At 42.6% G+C, this 23,025-nt stretch carries 17 protein-coding genes and 1 pseudogene; 11 read left to right on the top strand and 7 right to left on the bottom strand.

Annotation, left to right across the window (positions count from 1 at the left end):
- From CEX98_RS04565 to CEX98_RS04540, 6 genes are all read left to right on the top strand, one after another.
- Complete coding sequence (locus CEX98_RS04565) at window positions 1-2,397, top strand: ABC transporter permease (RefSeq protein ID WP_099640934.1); 2,397 nt, start codon at window positions 1-3, stop codon at window positions 2,395-2,397.
- A 4-nt stretch (window positions 2,398-2,401) separates the two neighbouring features.
- Window positions 2,402-3,784, top strand: coding sequence for a sigma-54-dependent transcriptional regulator (locus CEX98_RS04560; RefSeq protein ID WP_099640933.1), 1,383 nt, complete (start codon window positions 2,402-2,404; stop codon window positions 3,782-3,784).
- A gap of 13 nt (window positions 3,785-3,797) precedes the next feature.
- The gene (locus CEX98_RS04555; protein WP_099640932.1) at window positions 3,798-5,054 is read left to right on the top strand and encodes a sensor histidine kinase; all 1,257 of its coding nucleotides are present in this window, start codon (window positions 3,798-3,800) and stop codon (window positions 5,052-5,054) included.
- A gap of 140 nt (window positions 5,055-5,194) precedes the next feature.
- Window positions 5,195-6,244 carry a S41 family peptidase gene (locus CEX98_RS04550; protein WP_099640931.1) on the top strand — a complete coding sequence of 350 codons (1,050 nt, stop codon included), beginning with the start codon at window positions 5,195-5,197 and terminating at the stop codon, window positions 6,242-6,244.
- A 162-nt stretch (window positions 6,245-6,406) separates the two neighbouring features.
- Window positions 6,407-8,443, top strand: a complete 2,037-nt coding sequence (locus tag CEX98_RS04545; protein WP_099640930.1) for a serine hydrolase domain-containing protein — start codon at window positions 6,407-6,409, stop codon at window positions 8,441-8,443.
- 283 nt (window positions 8,444-8,726) lie between these two features.
- Window positions 8,727-9,119, top strand: coding sequence for a hypothetical protein (locus CEX98_RS04540; protein WP_143484319.1), 393 nt, complete (start codon window positions 8,727-8,729; stop codon window positions 9,117-9,119).
- Between the two features lie 157 nt (window positions 9,120-9,276).
- On the opposite strand, the gene CEX98_RS04535 is transcribed toward CEX98_RS04540, so the two are convergent.
- The 5 genes from CEX98_RS04535 to CEX98_RS04510 form a co-directional block, all read right to left on the bottom strand.
- Window positions 9,277-10,485 carry a porin gene (locus CEX98_RS04535; protein ID WP_099640928.1) on the bottom strand — a complete coding sequence of 403 codons (1,209 nt, stop codon included), beginning with the start codon at window positions 10,483-10,485 and terminating at the stop codon, window positions 9,277-9,279.
- A gap of 455 nt (window positions 10,486-10,940) precedes the next feature.
- A complete protein-coding gene (locus tag CEX98_RS04530; RefSeq protein WP_099640927.1) occupies window positions 10,941-12,974 on the bottom strand; it encodes a S9 family peptidase in 2,034 nt (677 codons plus the stop codon).
- Window positions 12,975-13,655: 681 nt separating this feature from the next.
- A complete protein-coding gene (locus tag CEX98_RS04520) occupies window positions 13,656-13,883 on the bottom strand; it encodes a hypothetical protein (protein WP_172439719.1) in 228 nt (75 codons plus the stop codon).
- A 660-nt stretch (window positions 13,884-14,543) separates the two neighbouring features.
- On the bottom strand, window positions 14,544-15,584 hold the full coding sequence (locus CEX98_RS04515) for a methionine synthase (protein ID WP_099640926.1): 1,041 nt from the start codon (window positions 15,582-15,584) through the stop codon (window positions 14,544-14,546).
- 28 nt (window positions 15,585-15,612) lie between these two features.
- Complete coding sequence (locus CEX98_RS04510; protein ID WP_099640925.1) at window positions 15,613-16,590, bottom strand: DUF1852 domain-containing protein; 978 nt, start codon at window positions 16,588-16,590, stop codon at window positions 15,613-15,615.
- Between the two features lie 466 nt (window positions 16,591-17,056).
- Between CEX98_RS04510 and CEX98_RS04505 the strand changes: the two genes are divergently transcribed.
- Complete coding sequence (locus CEX98_RS04505) at window positions 17,057-17,866, top strand: sulfite exporter TauE/SafE family protein (protein WP_099641022.1); 810 nt, start codon at window positions 17,057-17,059, stop codon at window positions 17,864-17,866.
- Window positions 17,867-17,921: 55 nt separating this feature from the next.
- Here the strand turns inward: CEX98_RS04505 and CEX98_RS04500 are convergent, their stop codons facing one another.
- The gene (locus CEX98_RS04500) at window positions 17,922-18,986 is read right to left on the bottom strand and encodes a linear amide C-N hydrolase (RefSeq protein ID WP_099640924.1); all 1,065 of its coding nucleotides are present in this window, start codon (window positions 18,984-18,986) and stop codon (window positions 17,922-17,924) included.
- A 234-nt stretch (window positions 18,987-19,220) separates the two neighbouring features.
- Between CEX98_RS04500 and CEX98_RS04495 the strand changes: the two genes are divergently transcribed.
- The 4 genes and pseudogenes from CEX98_RS04495 (at window position 19,221) to CEX98_RS04480 (ending at window position 22,526) form a co-directional block, all read left to right on the top strand.
- Entirely contained in the window at window positions 19,221-19,586 is a 366-nt protein-coding gene (locus tag CEX98_RS04495; protein ID WP_099640923.1) for a DUF7674 family protein, read from the top strand.
- A 450-nt stretch (window positions 19,587-20,036) separates the two neighbouring features.
- Window positions 20,037-20,717 (top strand): RDD family protein, encoded by a 681-nt coding sequence (locus CEX98_RS04490; RefSeq protein ID WP_099640922.1) that lies wholly within the window; start codon window positions 20,037-20,039, stop codon window positions 20,715-20,717.
- Window positions 20,718-20,857: 140 nt separating this feature from the next.
- A pseudogene (locus CEX98_RS04485) lies at window positions 20,858-21,338 on the top strand (N-acetyltransferase family protein).
- Window positions 21,339-21,533: 195 nt separating this feature from the next.
- Window positions 21,534-22,526 (top strand): LLM class flavin-dependent oxidoreductase, encoded by a 993-nt coding sequence (locus CEX98_RS04480; protein ID WP_099640920.1) that lies wholly within the window; start codon window positions 21,534-21,536, stop codon window positions 22,524-22,526.
- 116 nt (window positions 22,527-22,642) lie between these two features.
- On the opposite strand, the gene CEX98_RS04475 is transcribed toward CEX98_RS04480, so the two are convergent.
- Window positions 22,643-22,825 carry a hypothetical protein gene (locus CEX98_RS04475; RefSeq protein ID WP_039496443.1) on the bottom strand — a complete coding sequence of 61 codons (183 nt, stop codon included), beginning with the start codon at window positions 22,823-22,825 and terminating at the stop codon, window positions 22,643-22,645.
- Window positions 22,826-23,025: the final 200 nt, after the last annotated feature.

The raw sequence follows: 23,025 nt of genomic DNA, 5'->3' as shown, positions 1-23,025 counted from the left end.
ATGGGGTTACTTCTAGACTTTCGTTATGCACTGAGAAATATCGCAAAATCAATGCGGTTTACGTTATTGATGATGTTTATCATGGTTGGCAGTTTGACCATATCTTTGATTGGCTTTAACTATATTTATACGGTGGCATTCTCACATAGCCAAGTGGGTAGTGGCAGCCCAGAAATCAGGATCTTCAAGGTTCGTAACCCTATTAGCATGCAAAATCGGTTTGAATACGGCATGCTGCCACAACTACGAGAACTTGACGAAGTTAAACAACTTGAGGAGTGGCTTTATATTGCGCCGGCGAGTGTTTGGGTAAGTGACGCTGAACGAGGCAATCATTATCGAGGCTCCTATGTTGATGAACGCTTTTTTCAGTTTCTGGACATTAAACCTGCACTTGGGCGATTTTATACTGCTGAGGACTTTGTGGGAGCGGCCCAAAATGTGGTCGTGATTTCAGACTATCTCTGGTTGCATCTATTTCAAGGTAGCAAAGACGTCATAGGGCGCACAATGGTTGTTGACCAAAAGCCTTACGAGATAATCGGTGTGATGCCCAAACACAATAATTTCCCGATATTTTCTAAACTTTGGCTGCCTCTTAAAGGCAATAACACAGCACCAGCTGATGCTATTGATATTATTTATAAGATGCCAAATAAGACGGTAGAGGCAAAGCTTGAGCAGCGTTTAAGTTTATTCTTCACTGATTATGCAAAGCAGCGCGTTAGTCAGTCAGCGCTTGAGGTAGATAAAGCCGTTCGGGTTGAATCCATGACTTTGGTGGAATACAACACCGACGGTGAAGCGGTATTTATATTTTCCCTGTTTATGGCCGGGATCGTACTTATTTTGCTAATTTCTTCAATCAACATAGGTAACTTACTTTTTGCCAAAATCATTGAGAGACAAAAAGAGTCGGCTATTCGCGCCGCGATTGGTGCGAAAAAATTAAGGGTGGTCCAGCAGCATGCTTGCGAGGGCTTGCTCTACTGCGTTAGCAGTTGGGTCGTGGCGCTATTGCTAACGGATCTTGGTTTGCGAGCGCTGAACTTTTTTATGAATATGATGTTTGGTGGCAAAATGCCGTACTGGTGGTATTGGCAGCTAAATACAGTCACCATCTTGGTGTCATTATTACTGATAAGCTTGGTATTTGCTATTGCTGTGCTGTTACCTGCGGTGAAAACAGCTAACTTTAACATCAATGATGTATTGCGAGACGGCACTCGAGGAGCAACCGGAAAACAAGCGGGATTGATGTCAAAACGTCTACTGTCTTTGCAGGTGGCCTTAGTGAGCTTTATGCTGATGGCGTCGAGCACCATAGGCTATGTGATGTATTCTATGGCGGGAAATATTGACGGCGAGACCCTCAAAGGGGTGTACTCAACTGAACTGCAATTTCAAACTGAAAGCGAGTTTTCGAGTGATAAAGCGGTCGAAATGGCAAGTGCATTGGTCGTGGGAATGACATTGGATCCGGCCTTTAAAGCAGGACGCGTGTATCAACGTGAGATAGAGCTTGATGTGCTAACAAGCGAAGGTGAAGTTTATACCGATAAAATCATAAATATTGAAGCGGTATCTCATCTTTTTAAGCGCGAACTACTAAGCGGCAGGAACTTCACGGCACAAGACAACACAGAAGCTGTGCCCGTAGTGATCATTAGCCAGTCTCTCGCAGAGGCTCTGTTTGGCAGTAAGGATGCATTGGGGCGTTCACTGATGTTACGTGATGCAAAATGGCCAAGTGCTAAAATAGTGGGTATTGCAGTGGATGAAATGAGCGTTGCCGCCAGTGACCGTCGTCATGAAGTCTATTTTAGTTTGCGTCAATATGCGCCAAAGGAAAACACAATGGCGGTTAAATTTATTACTGAGCTGCCGCCAAGCCAAAGTTATGAAGCTTTCTATGGCGTATTAGGTAGGCTCTCAAGCAAGCTCGAAACCAGCTATATTTTTGATCACTACGACAACCATCGCTCTATGATAGGGGCTTTCACCAGCATCATTTATGTGTTTTTGATTGTGGGTGGGTTTGCTTTGACGCTTTCTTTAATTGGCATTTATGCCATGGGCCTGAGTAATATCAACAAATCTAGCTATGAAATAGGCATTCGCCGTGCGCTTGGCTCCAAAGATCGTCAGATCATGTTGTTATTTATCAAGAAAAATCTAACCCATACCGTTACAGGGCTGACCATTTCTGCATTAATTTTTTATATCTTGTGTTATCTTGCTGTAGACTTTTTCCGCGGCGTTGTGCCGTTTGGTGGTATGTTTGGTGCGGGTAGTATCACTTTACTACTGGTATTTGCTGCGGTATGCCTTGCGCTTTATATCCCAGTGAAACGCAGCATAAAAGTCCAACCTGCGGTTAGCTTAAGAATGGAATAATAATTTGAAAAAGGTGCTAATAGTAGACGACTCGCTTGATATTCAAGCGAGTCTGAAGTTTTTACTTGAGGATGAAGGCTACACTTGTCATGGTGTGGTGACACCAGAGGCGGCATTTGATTATGTCAGTACACAGGAAGTGGACTTGGTATTGTTGGATATGAACTTTACCCAAGATACCACCAGTGGCAAGGAAGGGTTGGCTGCGATCACTAAGCTCACGCAAATCGATCCGCTTTTACCCATAGTGGTAATGACTGGTTGGGCGACGTTAGACCTTGCCGTTGCTGCACTCAAGCAAGGAGCGGCCGATTTCATTGAAAAGCCATGGGATGATGAGCGCCTTGCTCATAGCATCAAAGTACAAATTGAGAAACGAGCAGATAGACAGCATTTAGCGCGACTATCTGCTGAAAACGAACGCCTCAAAAAGCCCCATCAAACGGTAGATTTTGTTACGCAAAGCGAGAAAAAGCAGCGTGTGCTAAAACAGCTCACCCAGTTGGCACAAAGCGATATGAACATCTTGCTGACCGGTGAAAATGGTACGGGAAAGAGCTATTACGCGCAGTATGTACACGAGCACTCTAGCCGTGCTGGTGGCAGTTTTGTCTCAATTAACATGGGAGCGGTGAGCGACGAGCTATTTAACTCTGAGTTATTTGGCCATAAAAAGGGGGCATTTACTGATGCGAAAGCAGATCGAGTGGGGGCATTTACACTCGCCAGTAACGGCTCGTTATTTTTAGATGAAATTGCCAATTTATCTTTGCAGTCTCAAGCAAAACTGCTTCAAGTGCTAGAAGAGCGAAAGTACGCGGCGGTTGGCAGTCACAAAGTCTTGGACAATACAGCGAGGATTATTTCTGCTACTAACTGCCAACTCAATGAAGCGATTGCCAATAATCAATTTCGCCAAGACTTATATTATCGATTAAATACTATAGAAGTAGAAATCCCGCCATTAAGAGCGTGTCCAGAGGATATCTTGCCATTAGCAGAGCGCTTTTTAATGCGCTTTAGTCAAGATTACAAAAAGCCAACACCGAGCATTATGCCTTGTGCTGTTAAAGCGCTGAATGCATATGACTTTCCGGGTAATGTCAGAGAGCTTAAACATATGATGGAACGCGCGGTGTTTACTTGTTCAAATGCTCAGGTATTTGCCAGTGATTTAGCGCTCCACTCTACATTGCACTCAGCCTTGCAACCGACGAATATTGCTACTGCGAGCGCATCAGAAAATCATGATTTAACGCTGGATGAAATTATTGAGCAAGCACTCTTTAAAAGACTGGAATTTCACGGTGGTAACGTATCAAAAGCGGCGAAGAGCTTGGGACTATCGCGCAGTGCGTGGTATCGCAAAATGGACAAATATGAGTAGGAGATAAGCAAACTTGTTTTATCGATTTGGACACTGGCTGCTAAGTGCATTACTACTTGTAATTACTAATGTTTTACTGCTTGTGCACGACTATCCGGCAACACTTATTATGTTGATAGACTTAGTATTTGCACTATGTTTTGCTTTGCTCGCTTATAAATATGGTTCGACTAGACAAAACACCATAAACCTCATTGATACCTTGTTGATATCGCTTCGCCAAGGCGATTATGCTCTAAGAGCGGTACACGGCAAAGACGCACAATTACGTTCAACGGTGGAGCACTTAAATGCGCTTGCGCAAACCATGCAAGCCGACCAGCGTGCGCTGGCAGAGCAAAGTGACCTGCTAAAACAAATCATTGAAAAGCTTGATTGTGCACTTATCGTGTTTGACAGCCAAAGCGTTGCATTTGCCAACAGCTACGCTGAACGCACCTTTTTTGACTGTTACAGAGACGATGCTTGGCACTGGTTTCAGTCATTACAATCTCAGCAAAAACAAGGAAAGGTTTCGCTGATGCTAGAGGGGACTGAGCATGCTTTTTTGCTTGAACACGACAGCTGCTACATTGCCAATAAACCTCACACTCTACTGGTTTTAAAACAGCTCGATAGCATTTTATATCAACAAGAAAAAGACGCCTTACAGCGTTTTGTTCGCATTTTAAGTCACGAAATCAATAACACTTTAGCGCCGATCGGCACGGTAGCGCGCAGCCTTACCAAGCGCCTAAACGGTGAGTTAGATATAGAAAGGTTTAACAGTGGACTGTCACTCATCAACGAGCGCGCCAATTATCTTAAATCTTTTATGGGCAACTATGCCTCCCTTGCCAAACTGCCTCCTGCGCACAAGCAAATTGTCGCGCTCAATGAGTTTTGCGCTCAGCTACACAGTATCTACCCGCAACTAAAGATAGAAAGCACAGCCGATCTGCTCGGTTTTTTTGATACGAGCCAAATCAAACAGGTGCTTTGCCACCTCATTAATAATGCTCAAGAAGCGTCCACGCCTTCGCCAGAAGTCACACTCAGTATCACCCCAGATGCTGACAAATTAGTGTTTTCGGTCACAGATACAGGCCCCGGTTTCTCTAACCTAAACGAAGCCGCGGAAGCATTTTACACCACCAAAGCTGATGGCAACGGCATAGGCCTCATGCTCTCACGCATCATTATTGAAAACCATGGTGGACAACTCAAACTTGGCAATAACCCAAGCGGCGGCGCAAAAGTTGGTTTTAGCGTAGAGCGGGGTGGGAGTTGAGTACCGTACCTGCCTTGTGTTATCAACAGGTATATTGATTAGAGAATTAATTCAATTGGTATAAATAGACTTGTGTTTCTTGTCGTTAACTTTAGTCTGCTAAGGCAAGCTTACATCACCATGTAAATAAAGGAAGAAAAATGAAACTTAGGAATGGCATTATAACGTGGGGCTTTGTTATTTTTTCCCCGTTGGCACATGCTGACATCAGTTATATTGATAAAACTCATATATTGAATACGCTTACAAATAACATTGAGCAACAATATGTTGAAGTAAAAAAGATAGATAAAATTTCAGACGCCCTCACAGAGCTCAAAGCAAGTTCTGAATTTACTCATAGTCAGTCACAAGAACAATTTGCCTCGCTACTAACCGCAGAATTGCAAAAGTTTGACAAGCACTTTACTGTGCAATGGCGAAACCCAAATGAAAGCCAGAATAATAAAACAAAACGTGAATCTTGGTTTACCAAATTAAGTCGGAAAAATTCAGGATTTAATCGTGTTGAAGTACTCGATGGCAATATAGGTTATGTTGACTTTTGGGGGTTTGATGAATTATCGAAAAACTCAAAAAACATAGCTGAAAGTGTAATGGGATTTGTATCTAATGTAGATGCCCTTATATTTGACCTTCGTAATAACGGGGGCGGCAGTGCTGAAATGGTGCAGTTTATTAGTAGTTATTTTTTAAAGCCAAACACCCATTTAAACAGCATTTATTGGCGAGCGACTGACTCTATTCGTGAATTTCGTACTTTTGATAATGTTAGCGGTTCAATTCATCTAGACACTCCCATGTACATACTCACGAGCAATGATACGTTCTCTGCGGCAGAAGAGTTTGCTTATAACTTAAAGCACCTTGAACGGGCCACTTTAGTGGGGGAAACAACGAAAGGTGGAGCAAATCCCTGGCAGTTTTATGATCTAGGAAGTGGTTTTAGAGCTGGTATTCCTATAGCGAAAGCTATTAACCCGAAGACGAAAACAAATTGGGAATCGATTGGCGTTAAACCTCATATTGAAACATCACAGGCTAACGCCTTAGATGTAGCGTATAAAATAGCGCTTAATGAAGTTAAAAAGTCAGTAAGCGATGAACATCAAATCAAGGAAATTAACGACAAGCTTGAGGAGCTATCGAATAGCGCACCACCCAAAGAGACGCTACAAAGCACCATGTAATAATAGCGAGACGTTATAATCATTACGAATAGGATTTTATTACGCTTAATGGAACAGTGTTCATCTAGGTTTTTGATAATAGTATCGCATTGGGTAATTAACCTGAGGTTTGGGTTTTTACGTTGTATTTTTGGCCTCTACTAGGGAAAGTTAAGAAACAATATGAAAATGAGATTTTTTGATTGTGCATATGCTTTAAAAGTCTTTATGTTAATTGTCGCGACTGGCATATTTTTTATTGCAGAAGCTTTGGCAAGTAACACTTCACAAGTGTTTAGTGATAACGAAACCATTAAGCTGGAAGAACCTAAACAAGAGCTGAACTTAAAAGGACTACGGACTTATGTTGATGACTGGGTCAAAAAGGCAAGGGTGCAATACAATTTGCCAGGAGTCGCGGTTACTATCGTCAAAGACGGTGAGGTTGTATTGCTCAAAGGCTATGGATTTGCTGACGTACAAAACCAGGTTAAGGTAAACCCTAATAAAACACTGTTTCGCATAGGCTCTATCACCAAGACAATGACAGCACTTGCAGTGATGCAGCTGGTGGAGCAGGGTAAGCTATCTATAGATACTGATATAAATGAATATCTGAGCGAATTTAAAATACCTAACACCTTTGAAGCGCCTATTACAATCCGTGCCCTGTTAAGTCATCGGGCGGGTTTTGAAGAAGCGGATGCCGGTAACCTGTTCGTTGAAAATGCCTTAGAAATGCTCAGTACAGAGCGATATCTCGCAACTCATATGCCCAAAAGAATATGGCCGCCAGGCGTTAATGTATCTTATTCCAACTATGGTTTTGCTTTGTTAGGTTATCTGGTTGAGTTGCAGTCGGGTATGGATTTAGCGACTTATATGGAGCAACATCTTTTTTCTGTACTGGGTATGCAAAATACGACATTACGAGAGCCAGTAAACGCCAATGCCACCTCAATAGCAATGAAACCCAAGCTACAACAGCAGCTGGCAACGGGATACTTTAGGGATAGAAAGGGGAATAATATCCCTAAACCTTTTGAATTTATTGGACATGTAGGCGGCGCTGGGGCCATTTCTGCAACCGCCCATGATATGGCGCTTTATATGTCAGCTCTACTGAGTGAGAATAATCAGTTAGTACAGCCAGTTACCCAAAAAACAATGACGCGTCGACTATACGACGATAGAACGCTGGCAACAGGGATTGCTCATGGCATGTTTGATGGTTGGCTAAAGGGATATGAGCTACGCGCTCACTCTGGTGCCACACATACCTTTTCCGCCAATATGATGATGTTCCCTGAAGCTCAACTAGGCATTTTTGTTTCAACTAACATGTCGGGAAGCGGGGCGCACTTTGTTGAGACGCTACCAACTGCGATATTTAATAAATATTATCGAAATAAGCCTTTGAGCCAAACTACACCGCCGCAGTTAAGCCAAGCCTCTCAAGTAAATATCTACACACAGGTTTTAAAACACCAAGTTAGCCAACCAAACCTTGAGGATTATACGGGAACATTTCTAAGTACTCGCCGTTCATATACCCAACTAGAAAAACTGGCCGCATTAGATTCGGCGGCTGAGGTAGCCATTGATGACCAAAATAGGCTAGTCATGATGATTGCTGGGGATAAAGTAAAACTAAAGCACCTTGAAGCGGATGTCTTTCAAGCCGGATCTCGAGGCGCACCAATTTTTTACTTTTATCGAGATGGTACAGGGAAGGTAAATCGTTTCTCGGCGAGTATGTGGTCTGGTGATTATGAACGAGTAAGCTTTTTACAAAGCCCACTTTTCTTCAACTTGGCGTTAGCGATATCTTCGTTGTTATCGATATCCATTTTGTTGTTATGTTTTGTTCGCTCTCGTCGCAGTAAAATACTCAGCGTAGTCGAAAAGTCCGCATGTTATACCGCAGGTATGATATTGGTTGCAGCGTTGGGTTTTATGTTGATGAACACAGGTGTTGTGCTTGATGAATATAAGTTCCACGCCAGCTTTCCCACTATAGAAGTAAAGGCACTTGTGTATTTGGTGTTGGTAATCGTACTAGCGACAGGTGTTAATGTGCTAAGCATTCCATTTATGTTACGCATGAGAGATTTGCATTGGTTTTATAAAGTACACTTGATGGTGTTTACACTGAGCTGCTTAAGTTTTGTTTACGCCTTTTGGGTTTGGAATGCGGTAGGGTTTAACTATTTTGGTTAGGTTTCAAAGGTCGAAATATAATACCAATCCGCATTAATACCTGCTCAATTTAACGAAGTTTGCCTCTGATTTGCCCAAAAAAAAGGTGCATATAAAACATAGTAAATATACCAAAAAATGAACTCTTAGAGCCTCTTGTTCAATTAAATCAGTTCATAAAGCACCGCTGCTTGACACGTTGTACCTGATTGATATACTCACATCTCTTTGTTGTTTTATTGTAAATTTTGTTGTTTTTATATTTCATTTTAATTTTTACTGGTCTTGGTAGAGTATAAGTCACTTGGGTTTCGTCCTTTATTCTAAAAAAACAGTGGAAATTAATTTCAAATTCAAAGGTGTTATTTTGAGATATTTATTTATTATGGCTTTAGCGATTGTTTCAAATGTATCGTGGGCGACCTGCAGTGGAGTGCGATGTGAGAGTGTTGAAGTTAAACGTCTTTACATTAAACAAGATGGTGAAGTACTTATTGGAACATATGATGATGAGAAGAAACTTAGTTGCTCGCCGGTAGTTGGGGTGTATTTGAGTCTTTCGGTAGCAGAGCCAGGTGGTAAGGCGCAATACTCTACACTATTGGCAGCTCAATTAGCTGGAAAAAAAGTATCGATTCGCATAGCCGAAGGCAGTAGTAGATGTAAAATTGAATACCTTGTTCTCGATAAACAATAGTGTGGCTGGATTTTGAGCAAGCTTAGCTAGTTGATTGTGTTAATGGCTTCCGAATTTTTATTATGCTGGAATATTGAGTTGGATGGCTACACACAAAAAAAAGCAGAGTCATAGTAACAAACGACTCTGCTTTTTTATTAACTCGTTTGAGGTTAGGCTACAGGCTGTAATGAAAGCCTATAGCGATGCCATCGTCTTCAGTTTGCGACATTTGCGCTTCCTGCGCTGCATTAGCACTTGAAAAGTCACTAAAGTCTTTACGCGCTTCAATGTACAAAATGGTGTCTTCGCTCATGAAGTAATGCATACCGAGCACTGCAAATTGACGCTTGAAGACGTCGTTTGGATCTGCATTAAAATTAGGTTGAATGACATAGTCATCGCCAGCATCAAATACGTTATAAGCGATAAAAGTACGAATGTCATTATCAAAGCGGTAGCTGAGTAAAGACTCCACTCCAACAGCATCTTTGATTAAGCGTCCTAAATTGTCGGTATCATGATTTTCATTTTTGTTGATGTTGGCTGCGCCGTACCAGCCAGGCTGAGAAAAGTCGCCATAGGTCACACCCACACCATAAATTAAATCTTCAACAGATTGGTTTCTGCCCCCTGCGTACACAATATCGAACTCACCTCGGTTAATGCCCGCAGTTAGGGTTAAGTTTTCTGTCGCTGAGTAGGTGAGTGCAGCGCCATAGGTTGAATTAAACTCTACTTTTTGCGCTGCATTATTGCCTTGATTAAATAGGGCTTCGCATGAGCTAAGTGAAATATCTACGATATCGCATGTATAAAAGTCGTCGGACTTTAATTGCGCTTGTACGGCAAAGCTAAACTTACCATAGTTATTACGGTATTGAAGTATCTTGTCGCCGCGGCCCGTACCATTGATAGCGCCATCGTCTTTGTTGTAGGTATAAACACCGGCAGCGTTACCATCCCAAACTAAGCTATAGTTTGTGCTATACACTACGTCATACCAAGCGCCCCATTGCTTACCCAGGGTAATTTGGCCGTAGTCTTCATGTGTTATACCAACATAGCCTAACCTATTGTATAAGAACTCGTCTTGGATTGATTCAAAGCGATTATTATAAACAATATCGCTACTCCCTACCGGGTTGACGCCCCATTCTAGCAGCGCAAAAGCTTGCCAGTTGTTTTTTAACTGACGTTTGAAATCAAAGTTAATACGCGATGCGCCATTGACCAACTCGCTTTCGCCCTGAGTATGGATCACCCTAGCATCGATAAAGCCACCAACAGTGACACTGTTTTGCTCATCTTTATACAGCTCAATTGCCTGCACGGTTGGAATTGTGGTCACGCCAGCGATAAGCGTGGCCGCAAGAGTTCTTTTCATAGGTTACCCTGTTAAAGATTGTAACTAGATAGGTACAAATTAGCTAAAGCGCGTAGCTTACCAAAGCTAAAATATAGAGAAAAGTGAAAAATATAATTAAAAAATCCTTCTTCGAGGAAAAATTATTCATAGCGAATGCATTATTCCTAAATATCAATTAGTTAATGCAATTCGGTGGAAGTGGTCTGATAAGTGTGTATTTTCACAAATGCATTAGCTGGGGCGTGATTTTCGATGAGGTTGAGCCCGTCATGAGGGTAGAACTAGATTAAACTGACGTGAGAATCTGGTTGGGTGAGATTCACTCTTTCTCTTGCTGAAAGCCTAAGGAGGAGCAGTGCCAATGCAGATAAAGTGCTTTTTTCGAAGGAGTGATACGCGTAAATTAAAACCGCACTGATAGAAGAGCGCGGTAATATTTTTGCTGAAAAAAGCCGCATGCGCGGCTTCTATGGCTATTTTTTGTATTTCTCAAACCAAGCAAGCGTATGCTCGATTTTGCTGATCATCCGAGAAGGGCGGCCAGCTATCCCATGTGGTGCTCCGGGAATTTTTACCAGTACAGAGTCAATTTTACGTAGCTTAAGTGCTTGATAGAACTGTTCGGTTTCGGCCATTGGTGTACGTAAATCTTCTTCACCCGTCATTAGCATGGTAGGTGTAGTTACGTTGCCAACGAGCGAAAGCGGTGAGCGCTGCCAATAGTGGTCCACATGTTCCCAAGGCATACCTGGAAATTGCGTTGGAATTTGGCCAAGACCACTGTCGGCGGTCAGCACTTTACTCAGCCAGTTGATCACAGGTTTAACTACAACCGCGGCGTTAAAACGGTTCGTTAGGCCAATCGCGTAAGCCGTTGCGATACCACCGGCAGAACCGCCAGCAATAAACAAGTTATCTTTGTCGATAAAGCCTTGCTCAAGCATCGCATCTACCCCTGAGTTATGGTCGGCAAAGTCTTCTTTTGAGCTGTATTTGTACTTCAGCAACATCGCAAAGCGCTCGCCGTAAGAGCTGCTGCCTCTGTGATTGTCGTAAAACACCACGTAACCTTCAGCGGCATAGCGCTGTAACTCTGCCGAGAAATGCGGACCATAGGCTAAGTGTGGGCCGCCGTGAATTTCTAGTAGTAATGGATATTGTTTTTTCGGGTCAAAGTTTGGTGGTGTAATGTACCAGCCCTGAATTTTCTCTCCGTCAAACGACGAGCTATATGTGATCTCATGCACTTTACCAAGGGTTTTATGTGCAAGTAGGTCTTCGTTTAGATTGGTTAATTGCGTTACTTTGCCTTTTCTTGTTGTAATGGCGACGTCTGCTGGGCGCTCACTCGACCCTTGCGTAAAGGCAATTTCTCCATCAAAGTTAGCGCTGAACTCACCGCTTAGATAAGGGCGACCAAGGGTTGTACCTGAGAGCGTATCTGTGATGTCGGTAATTTTACCTTTTGTGGTGATGCTCGCGAGCTTTCGCTTGCCATGGTCATCGTAAGTCATCGCCAATCTATCACTGCCAATCCAAGTTGGGTCTTGGATTGAGCGGTCGAAGTCTTTGGCAATCATGTGGGAGGTTTTGTCCTGCCAATCCATAATATTCAGTTTGCTATTACGGTAAGGGTTTAGCGCGTTCGATGCACTAAGGTAAGCCAGCTGTTTACCATTTTCAGAAAAACTAGGTGCGTACTCACGACCAGGAGCAGACGTAAGCTGCGTGATATTACGGTTAAAATCAACTTCGAATAAGTCGCCTTCTAGGCGCTTGTATTCCCAGTCTGCAATGCGGTTTGCTGAAAATACAATGGCCTTTGCGTCAGCTCGCCACGCGAGTTTACCACTATGGTGATAATTACCAGAGGTTAATTGGCGTGGCGTGCCCCCTTCACTCGGTAACACGAAGATCTGGCGATAGCCTGGTTTGATAAGGCCTCTGCCGTCGGCTTGATAATAGGCTTTGTCAATAACGATGGCAGAGTCAGACCACTTCGCGCCTTTTGGCTTTTCTGGCATTTTGGCGATCACCGCTGGTTTTTCAGCAACCTTTTGGCTAAAAGCCAGCCATTTGCCATCTGGTGACCAAGTTAACCCACTTATTCCCGATTGCAGCTGCGTTAGCAGTGCTGTGCGGTTTTGCGGAACGTAATGGACATGGATTTGAGTGCTGCCAGATACATTGCTCACAAAAGCGATTTTGCTGCCATCTGGTGACCAACGAGGTTGACTGTAATTGTGCTCATCAGAAAAAAGTGGCGATTGTGCGCCCGACTTGGTATTGACGAGCCAGAGGTTTTGTCGCTTAGCATCCTTCATTACATCATTACTGTTACGCACATAAACAACTTGAGTACCATCTGGTGATATTTGTGGGTCGTTTGCATATTCCAGCTCAAAAATGTCTTTAGCCTGTAATCCCACCTCAGTCTGTGCGAGTGTTGGCAATGCAGTGCAAGCCAGTAAAGTGCAAATGAGCGTCCGTTTCAATCCAAAAGGCATATCGCCACCTTTAATATCGTTTTTATTGAGAGCTACATAGTTATTCAGGTGCAATTCAATGTCACCCAATACGCGATAGAACGAAATAAAAACTCGATGTATCAAATGAAGGGGAGTGTAAGAAGGTTGTTTACGAGAGACAAAGAATAGTTCTGCTGGATACAATGCGTACTATCCGTAGCTCATTAACTTGATTTTGGTATGATCTACGTGGCGCTCTGGTCATGACACAACAATAACGTAAAACTGCCGTATGAGTGACACACCTAACGTGATGATTTTTAAAGATAATATTTAGCATGATTATTATCGGAGAAAGTAGTAATGGATATGAAATTAGATAAAGTAAAGCTAAAGCAACTTAGGGAATCCAAAGCTTGGAGTCAATCTCATTTGCTCTCACATTTGTTATCGGGTTTATTTTAAGTTGGTAGCATGTTTCACAAGGCTAAAAATTTGCCATTTAGTAGTTTAAAAACGAAGTTTTCAACGCAGTTAGCGGTAAAACTGGCTGCTAGAAAAGCATTAATTATCCGATGTTCAGGTTAGCTAGTACATGGGTAGGTTTGAGGTGGCTGTCCATTATCTATAATGATCTATCTTATTCGCAAGATACTTGAAGGTGCTTATAGTTAACTCCTGCACACAGTTTATATGGAAGAGTTAACTTGTCATTCACATTCACACTTTTTTATTTGGTACTTGTTCCTGCTTTGGTATGCCAACGTAATATACCAGCACAAGGTAATTTAGTACGGGGATTAATCCTAAAAGAGCGGCAGCAAAAGTATTTCTATACTTGGCTCTAGCTAGCAAATAGCTGACGATTGCTATCGGAATTGTTTGGATTATAATCATGCCTGGTAAGACACCAATAGTACCGTCTCTCATCATATTTAAAATATCCATTTTATTACCTCTTTCTCAATTTCTATTCAGCTGAGTCACTAATAACAACACTACAGTGAGGACAGGACCAACTACCATTAAAAGATATTTCTATACCATGCTCAGCAGCATTAGTTATGAATTCATTCATAGACTCTGAGGATTCAAATTGGGAGGTCGCTTCAAACAACCTACCAGCACCTCAAATGTTGTTATCTCTAGATGGTGCGCTGTTTTCGACGTAAGACAACTTTAAAGTGGCTGATGTAGTTTTTGGTGCTTCCATAGTAGCAACTTTCACCACCAACCGACTCATACCTAAAAGTCCAAAAAGATCTGTTAGTGTGTTCTCAATTTGGGAGCGATTTACTCTAACATAAAATAATCACATGTAAATTTTTAATGTAAATGTGAACCAGATGTGTGGTGCATTAATCACCCTTCATTCACCGTGTAACAGTAATCTACGCTTGGTTAGTTGGCATGGAAGTGAATAGTATTTAGGGTGTTGAATCTTGATTTACAAAGCTATGTAGGATTGAGAACTTAGCGTGCACCTTTGTGATTCGATAAAGCTGGACGATGAACAAGCTTGTAAAGCTGCGCCACTATCGTTCCTTGAAGGCGGCACATAGTTTAAACTTTATCTGGCTGTTAGCGCGTTTACTAGCACAACGCTTATTAAGCTGATTTTTTGGCTAATAGCTCTTGGCGCACAAGTTTTGCCCCTGCGCTCAATGCGGCTAGTTTACCTCTTGCCACTTCACGAGAAAGTGGCGCCATGCCGCAGTTAGTGCATGGGTAGAGTTTGTCGGCGTCAACAAACTCAAGGGCTTTACGTAGCGTGTTGGCAACTTCTTCTGGCGTTTCGATAGTGTTGGTTGCAACATCAATCGCACCAACCATCACTTTTTTACCACGGATCAACGCTAACAAGTCGATGGGCACGTGAGAGTTATGACACTCTAAAGAGATGATATCGATATTGGATTTTTGTAGCTTAGGAAACGCCTCTTCATATTGACGCCATTCTGAGCCTAAGGTTTTTTTCCAGTCGGTGTTGGCTTTAATACCGTAGCCGTAGCAAATATGCACAGCGGTTTCGCATTTTAGTCCTTCGATAGCACGCTCAAGCGCTGCAATGCCCCAGTCGTTGACCTCATCAAAAAACACGTTAAACGCAGGTTCGTCGAATTGAATAATGTCGACTCCAGCGGCTTCCAGCTCTTTGGCTTCTTGGTTAAGGATCTTCGCAAATTCCCATGCTAGCTTTTCACGGCTTTTGTAGTGGTCATCATACAGCGTATCTATCATCGTCATAGGACCTGGTAATGCCCATTTGATAGGTTTGTCTGTTTGGCTGCGTAAAAATTTGGCATCTTCAACAAAAACCGACTTTTGGCGAGATACTGGGCCAACCACAGTAGGTACGCTGGCATCATAGCGGTCGCGAATTTTAACGGTTTGACGCTTCTCAAAATCCACACCGCTTAGGTGTTCAATAAAAGTGGTTACAAAGTGCTGACGGGTTTGCTCACCGTCACTCACGATATCAATTCCGGCAAGTCGTTGCTCTTGCAAAGCAATACGTAGCGCATCGTTTTTGCCATCAATAAGCTCGTCGCCCTCTAGTTTCCAAGGTGACCACAGGGTCTCTGGCTGAGCAAGCCATGCAGGCTTAGGTAAACTGCCAGCGGTCGAGGTTGGTAAGAGTGTTTTCATAATAAATACTGTTCCATATTCCCGTTGATTATAAAGCGTAATTCGCAGACCACTGTTCAAGCACGGTTTGGTAAGGCTTGATAAAATGCTCTTCGGCAAATCGGCCTTGCGCAATCGCCAGCTTGCTTCGCTCTTCACGGTCATAAACAATTTGTGTTAGCGAGTGATCAGAGTTTTTCAAGTTTGGTTGATAGCACTTGCCGGCCACCGCATTGGCATTGTAAATCTCTGGGCGGTAGATCTTTTGGAATGTTTCCATGGTGCTGATGGTACTGATCAACTCAAGGTTGGTGTAGTCATTTAGCAAGTCTCCAAAGAAGTAAAAAGCCAGCGGTGCAACGCTATTTGGTGGCATAAAGTAGCGCACCTGTAGGCCCATCTTTTTGAAATACTGTTCAGTTAACGATGATTCATTTGGTTGATACTCAAAGCCAAGCACTGGGTGTTGGTTTTCGGTGCGATGATAAGTCTTGTTATCCGATACACTCAAACAAATCACAGGTGGTTTACTAAAGTGACTTTTGTAAGTCTCAGAGTCTACGAAATATTTAAACAGCTTACCGTGTAAGTCGCCAAAATTAGCTGGAATGCTGAATTTAGGTTTATCTTTATTATGGTCAAGTAGTAGTACGCTAAAGTCATAGTCACGGACGTAAGATGAGAAGTTATTGCCGACAATCCCTTCGATACGTTCATTAGTTTTATGATCAATGATATTGGTTTTTAACACTTCTATTGACGGGAAAGTTTGACCGCTACCCGCAATGTCCATATCAACAGAGACAATCTCAAGTTCAACTGAGTAGCGGTCGCCTTTTGGGTTATCCCAGTTAGCCAATGCGTTAAAGCGATTATCAATCATCTGCAAAGCATTGCGTAAGTTTTGTTGGCGGCTCTCGCCTCTTGCTAAATTAGCAAAGTTGGTGGTGATCCGTGTGCTGTTTGACGGGTGATAATTCTCGTCAAGACGAATGCGCTTAATAGTGAAAGTAAACTCGTTATTCATGATCTTTTGGTATCCAATTCTAATGCTGACGTGCTCGGCGATGACGTTTCACTGCGTTAAACAGAGATACACAGTTACGCTGTGGGTGTGCCGAACATTAAGTGATGTGAGATTTATACGTGGATCACCAGATGAAGAAAAACGGTTTTATTTCACATAAAACATGAACCTGATTCATGAGTTACGTAGAGTGATGCACTTTATCCAGTTGCATATGCAGAAATTTTGGGCAATCTTGGAATAAATCCAACTGGATTTCTGAAAGTCTAGACTGCTAAATGTCTAAGTTGCATTTGTTTCAAGTAAAACGTGAGGAATATTCAAGGCTTATCTAAGTCAAAAGCACCAATACCAAGGCCTTATGTTGTTATACTCGCCAGCGCTTAGGTGGCAGGAAAGGCTAAAAGCAACGCCCGTATTGTTCACTTAGGTGATTGCGCCTCAACTAAAAGAAGAGAAAAGTAGAATGAGTGAGTTGATATTGTTGTTTGTGTATTGTGCACTACTCGGTAGTGTTGTCGGCTTTTTAGCCGGATTGTTAGGTATTGGCGGTGGGCTGGTTATTGTTCCGGTGCTGAGTAGTATTTTATTGTACTTTAACGTGTTACCGCCGGAGCAAGTGGTCATAGCCGCTGTAGCGACATCGCTGGCATCCATTTTATTTACTTCTACCTCATCGGCAATCGCCCATCATAAAAATGGTAATGTACCGTGGGATTTGGCGCCGTGGATAATGACAGGCGTTGCACTAGGTGCACTTATCAGTGGTTTTTTGGCTGCACTATTGCCCGAAAACGCAGTGCGTATTGTATTTGCAGTAAGCGTGGTATTGATAGCAATAAAAATGTTTTATAGCAGCAAAAACGAGCCTACAATTCAAAGACAGTTACCGAATAAAGGTATACTCACGGTATTAACGACGCTCACCGGTGGTTTATCTGCCATGATAGGCATTGGCGGTGGAGCGCTTTTGGTGCCGCTGTTGACGTTTTTCTCTGTTGATATGAAAAAGGCAATTGGGTGCGCTTCTGCATGTGGCATTGTTATCGCACTGTTTGGCTCTGTTGGATACATTAGCTCGGGTAGTGCGCAACTTGCACTCACAGATGGTTTTGCCGGATTTGTTTATTTGCCAGCCCTGTTGGGAATTGTATGTACCTCTTGGTTTACTGCACCAATGGGGGCTAAAGCCACGCATCACTTGCCCGTTGCCACGATTAAAAAGGTATTTGCGGTGCTGTTGTTAGTGATGGCTGTGAATATGGTGGTAAATTAAAGGCTTTTGAGCCAAAACGAGCTATGGCGTGTTTGGCTCAAAAGCGCAGCAAACCTTACTTTTTGAACGGATCTTCTGTGGGTTCAAAATGCTTGTTTAATTTGCCGTTTCTGGTGCTATTGATGTACTCACCAGAAGGATTTTCGCTTATCAATGTGAAGGCACTGACTGGCGATTCAAACTTAAAGTTTGCCAGCTCCACCCAAGCAACATGGGGCGTGCGAGCATTGCAAAAGTAATAGGTTTGGCTCCTATGCGCAGCAACGGTTGTCCACAAGGTATTAGATATATTTGGGCTGGCACTGCTTATAAAATTATAGCCAAGAGGTACAGATGCACTTGCCGCAACCGAGCGAGCCTGTGCAAGGGCGTCATGCTCATCGTTTGGTAAGTCTAAGTGATTAAGATAAAACGCAGCGCGCTCGAATCTGTCGGTTGAATATGGGCCACCTGGGATCGTATGGCTTGGATGACTGTTTTTGTCGCTCCATTGCCACAGCCAATAATCATTAATTTTTAGCTGTTCTTCATAGCTCGGCTCATTAGTGACAACGCGATAATCTGCGCTATGGTAGATGCGAAAAGTACCATTATTAACTTCTATAATGGCTGAGTCCCCGCTGATATCCGACACCATTAAATGTAGCGCCGCAGTTTTTCCTTCACTGTTGGGAACTTCTGCTCCGAGGATCTGAATTTCTTGTTTACTAAAAACGTCAACGACTTCTTTAACAAGGACAAACTTGTCTAACACATACTGCAACCAACGCAATACGCTTAGTTGTTTTTTATTTTTGCATACTGACTTACCGTACGTCGCGCCTGAGTCGTACAATACATTTGCTACCAGCCCCATAGCATTCATGCCATCGGAGGCTGCCCAACCACTGCTGTCATCCCCAACCATCGCAACAACACTGTCATAAGATGATGTCCATGTAAGAGGGTTGCGAGTTTTCTCGCTTGCTATTGCCCCTAGTTCCGAAACTGGCTCAAGCCCCGATTTTTTCAGCCCTTTTTCGAATACAAATAGGCTGGTGGGCAAGATAAACATCCAATCCATATTTCTGGCAGTCGCCAAATAGGCGCTATCCCAATTATTAAAAACTCTAGTACACATAACAACCTCACAACAAAGAGAAATGTCCTTTTGATGAGTGGTAACTCATCAATCCGCTTGTTCATACTAGTACTTGATAACGACTAAATACATTACAGCAAGTTACGGCATATTACGGGAAAATGTGTCCCAACGAAGTAGCACAAATAAAGGGAAATAAAGAGGACAGGCACTGGTATATTGTGGTTATTTTAGGTAATTTAATGAGTTTGTTGTAATGAGGGCAATTAATTCGTGGCTAAAAAAGAAATAAAGGGATTACTCGATCAAATCAAATGCTTGTTTCCAGAAGTGAGGCCGTTAATGGACAAGCATGAACCGTGGGCAACAACCTATCAAATGGAAGCATTTGCCGATTTAACGACACAGGCTTTTAATCACAAAAAGCAGGAGTGTTCAAAAGCTTATTTGGGATTTATCAGTAATCAACTTGTTGATGCAAGTCCTGCAATACGTGAGTTCATTGATGTATATTACGTAGAGCACCTTTTTTGGTGTGCAACGCAGCAAGGTATTGATTTTGGCTGGCCTCTGATCCCAACGAATTTAAAAGCCTTGTATCTCGACTTTCATGGCTCAGAGCCGACGCCTATTTCCTAACTGCGCAGTGTCATCCTTCTACAATATAGTAAATGCGCAAATGGCGCTTAGTTGCTAGTTTTTACCCTATACACTTTAAGTTTGTACCGTTATTTGGTATAAATAACTCGAATTTAAACGACTGGCCACAGCTAGGTAAAGGCTGTAGGCACGTTTTACAAGCTTTGTTTAGTCTGCATTTTTGTTTGCGGCATTAACACTATTTATTCGGATACTTAATGCCTGTCTAGCAACCAGCTTTTGCGCTAACTGCGTTGAATTCACTTCCAATTATTGTTGCGTAAATTCGCCTTGCCTACAGGATGTAGATACTTTAGCGAGAGTAGGACGCGGAAGCGGTGTTACCCCAAAATGCTTTGGCTAGATAAGGAAATAATTTAGTGTAATTTTAAAAACAATGAGTTAGCTCACTCCTTATCCAAACCTCAGGTTATTTAGGAAAAATAAAAAGTGTTTGAAGTGCCCCCATTTTCAGAATATTCATACGAAGAACTACTAGAAGCAAAAAAACATATCGATAGGGACAGGTACCCTGAGCGTTACGAAACGGTGGTAACGCTACTTAACAACAAGTTTAATAGTTACGACAGACAAAGTGAGACAAGCACTGAAGTGCATATCGAACCGTGTAAATATGCGACATTTTGGCGAAGAGTTGGAGCAATATTTATTGATGCGCTCATTCTTTCTGCTGTCTTTTCTATTGAGAGTTTAATTTTTGGTTTTAATTATCACGGCGGTAACTTGTTACTCTCGACGCTTGCTTGGATTCAAATGTCGCTTTATAACCTATTTATGCACGGGCGTTATGGGCAAACGTTTGGTAAGGTGGTTACCAGAATCAAGGTGGTTGACCATGATACAGAACAAAAGATCAATATTAAGCAGTCGCTTCGTCGCGAGTCCGTTGGTCTGGTGCTTTATATGTTGCTGTGGGCACTCTTTATGGTTTTGAGTATCGAATTATTTATAAACGATACTGTTCCAACTATCGTGTTGTATCTTTTATCAGGCATTGAGGCGGTACTGTTGTTTTGGTTCTTAGCGGAACTTGTCAGCGTATTATCAAATCACAAGTCTCGAGCGCTTCACGATTACATAGGTAAGACTGTGGTGGTGCGAGTCGATTAAATATTCAAAAAATAATAATAAAAGTAGGCAAAGCCAAACTTCGCTGCATTTTTGCAATATTTTTCGATGAGGTATAATTCAATGCTACTCTTTGTTTGGTTTTCAGAACTTAACAAGACGAGAAAATCTGAGGGCACAATATGATAAGAGAAATAACTCGGGATGATTTTGAGTCGTTTTGGCCAACATTTTCAGAAGTGATCCAAGCGCAAGAAACGTATGCATTTGACGCAAACATGAGTATAGAGCAGGCATTTTTACTTTGGTGTGAAACGCCACTTAAGGCTTTTGCCTATGTTGAAAGTGGGCAAGTACTTGGCACCTATTATTTGCGACAAAATGCGATGGGTCCGAGTAGCCACATATGTAACTGTGGTTACATGGTGTCGAGTTTGGCACGTGGTAAGGGAATTGCGCGGCTTATGTGTGAACATTCTCAACAGCAAGCACTCACATTAGGATTCAAAGCCATGCAATTTAATAGCGTGGTTTCGACCAATGAACTGGCGATTAAACTATGGCAAAAGCTTGGTTTTACGATTGTGGGCACTATTCCCAAGGCTTACAAGCATCCTCGGCTTGGTAGATAGCTATGTTATGTACAAATGGTTGGCCGATTAAAGTGAACAGGATCTAAAAGCCTTATTATGCCAAGTTCAGGTTTATTACAGAGTTATAAAGTCACAGGTTAAGCTGGCTTGTTATCACCACCATGCCCAGAGTCGAAAATCGGCAACAATGTGGTGCGAGATCTCCGATTGAAATGGGCGCCGCAATCCTTATTCTAAGGTTTAATTCAAACCGTTAAGGATTGTTATGACTTCACTCGCTAACACGCCATTTTCTCTGCTCGAATTAAGCCCGATGAAAGAGCAAGATACCGTTTCACAAACCCTCGCAAACAATGTGGCTTATGCGCAAAAAGCGGATGAACTTGGCTTTAAGCGTTTTTGGATGGCTGAGCATCATAATATGCGTGGAATTGTCTGTGCAGCAACCTCTGTATTGATAGGGCATATAGCCGGGCACACCCGACATATTCGGGTGGGGGCGGGTGGTGTGATGCTGCCAAACTATCCACCGTTAGTTGTCGCAGAGCAGTTTGGCACGTTAGAAAGCCTCTATCCCGGGCGCATTGATTTGGGGTTAGGGCGCGCGCCAGGCAGCGATCCTATTACCAGCCGAGCACTGCGTCGCGACGAGAAACGGGCAGAGCAATTTGACGACGAAGTTGCTGAATTACAAGCCTTGCTCGGTCCTTATGATGGTAACTCCTCGGTGCGTGCTATTCCGGGCGAAAATACCAAGGTACCGATTTGGTTGCTTGGTTCGAGTCTGTATAGTGCTCAGCTTGCCGCAAAGCGAGGTTTACCTTATGCATTTGCTGGTCATTTTGCGCCACGATTTGTGCATGATGCGATCGCACTCTACCGTCGCGATTTTCAACCATCAGAGGTATTAGATAAACCTTATGTGATGCTTGGTTTACCCGTAGTTGCAGCCGATACCGACGAGCAAGCGCAGTATTTAGCTACCACGTCAAAACAGCGTATCCTTGCATTGATGCGAGGTCAGGCGTTGTGGCTAAAACCACCTGTTGACTCGATGGAGGGTCTATGGAGTGCCCAAGAACAAATGCAAGTCGAAAGCTTTTTAGGCCTATCTGTGGTTGGAGGCCCTGCAACGGTCAATCATAAACTCAGCATGATTAAACGTGAGTTAGCGGTCGATGAGTTTATTTTTACCAATGACTTATACGAGTTAAACGATAGAAAACATGCGCTTGAGATATTAGCGAGCTTAGCATAGCTTTAGTCGTCCCTAAGCAAGCTACTCGGGTTACACCGCAGATTTCAAAAAAGATTATAGATAGGCCACGGAAGTGGCCTTGTCAGTCTCTATACAAAAAGTACAAAAATCGTACTTTACATAATCACACAAGGAAGGTGAACCGCAACAGATACGCAATCTACACGTGTTCCGACAGCTTGAGGACGATCTTGGTACTCTTGCTTCCCTCCCGCGATATTTGGTGTTTGAGCAAGGTTAAGCTGAAGCGACTGAGATGAAAGCGATTTCAAACTTGACTTTTTTATTTTTAATTTCATTACTTATTCCTTAGTTATCAGTATGTTATTATAAAATTTATTTACCCATCTTATCCAATTGGGTCGAACCAAATTTTCATGTTTTTGTAATGATGTCAAACTTTTGAGTTTTGTGGTTTTTATGTAACTAAATTGTTTTAGCCGGGAGTTGTAACTTTGTAAGCTGAACTACATTGATTCTTTAAGTTATGATTACCTAG

It is taken from the genome of Pseudoalteromonas piscicida, assembly GCF_002744175.1.
In the GTDB taxonomy this organism is placed as follows: domain Bacteria; phylum Pseudomonadota; class Gammaproteobacteria; order Enterobacterales; family Alteromonadaceae; genus Pseudoalteromonas; species Pseudoalteromonas piscicida_B.
Note: the sequence above shows the minus strand (reverse complement) of the source record. Positions and strands in the feature narration are given on the sequence as shown.

Bases quoted from the DNA above. Each gene is read 5' to 3' on its own strand.
- CEX98_RS04565 (WP_099640934.1), top strand. From the start codon at position 1: ATGGGGTTACTTCTAGACTTTCGTTATGCACTGAGAAATATCGCAAAA.
- CEX98_RS04480 (WP_099640920.1), top strand. From the start codon at position 21,534: ATGACTTCACTCGCTAACACGCCATTTTCTCTGCTCGAATTAAGCCCG.
- CEX98_RS04530 (WP_099640927.1), bottom strand. From the start codon at position 12,974: ATGCCTTTTGGATTGAAACGGACGCTCATTTGCACTTTACTGGCTTGC.
- CEX98_RS04550 (WP_099640931.1), top strand. From the start codon at position 5,195: ATGAAACTTAGGAATGGCATTATAACGTGGGGCTTTGTTATTTTTTCC.
- CEX98_RS04535 (WP_099640928.1), bottom strand. From the start codon at position 10,485: ATGAAAAGAACTCTTGCGGCCACGCTTATCGCTGGCGTGACCACAATT.
- CEX98_RS04505 (WP_099641022.1), top strand. From the start codon at position 17,057: ATGAGTGAGTTGATATTGTTGTTTGTGTATTGTGCACTACTCGGTAGT.
- CEX98_RS04500 (WP_099640924.1), bottom strand. From the start codon at position 18,986: ATGTGTACTAGAGTTTTTAATAATTGGGATAGCGCCTATTTGGCGACT.
- CEX98_RS04510 (WP_099640925.1), bottom strand. From the start codon at position 16,590: ATGAATAACGAGTTTACTTTCACTATTAAGCGCATTCGTCTTGACGAG.
- CEX98_RS04520 (WP_172439719.1), bottom strand. From the start codon at position 13,883: ATGGATATTTTAAATATGATGAGAGACGGTACTATTGGTGTCTTACCA.
- CEX98_RS04545 (WP_099640930.1), top strand. From the start codon at position 6,407: ATGAAAATGAGATTTTTTGATTGTGCATATGCTTTAAAAGTCTTTATG.
- CEX98_RS04475 (WP_039496443.1), bottom strand. From the start codon at position 22,825: ATGAAATTAAAAATAAAAAAGTCAAGTTTGAAATCGCTTTCATCTCAG.
- CEX98_RS04515 (WP_099640926.1), bottom strand. From the start codon at position 15,584: ATGAAAACACTCTTACCAACCTCGACCGCTGGCAGTTTACCTAAGCCT.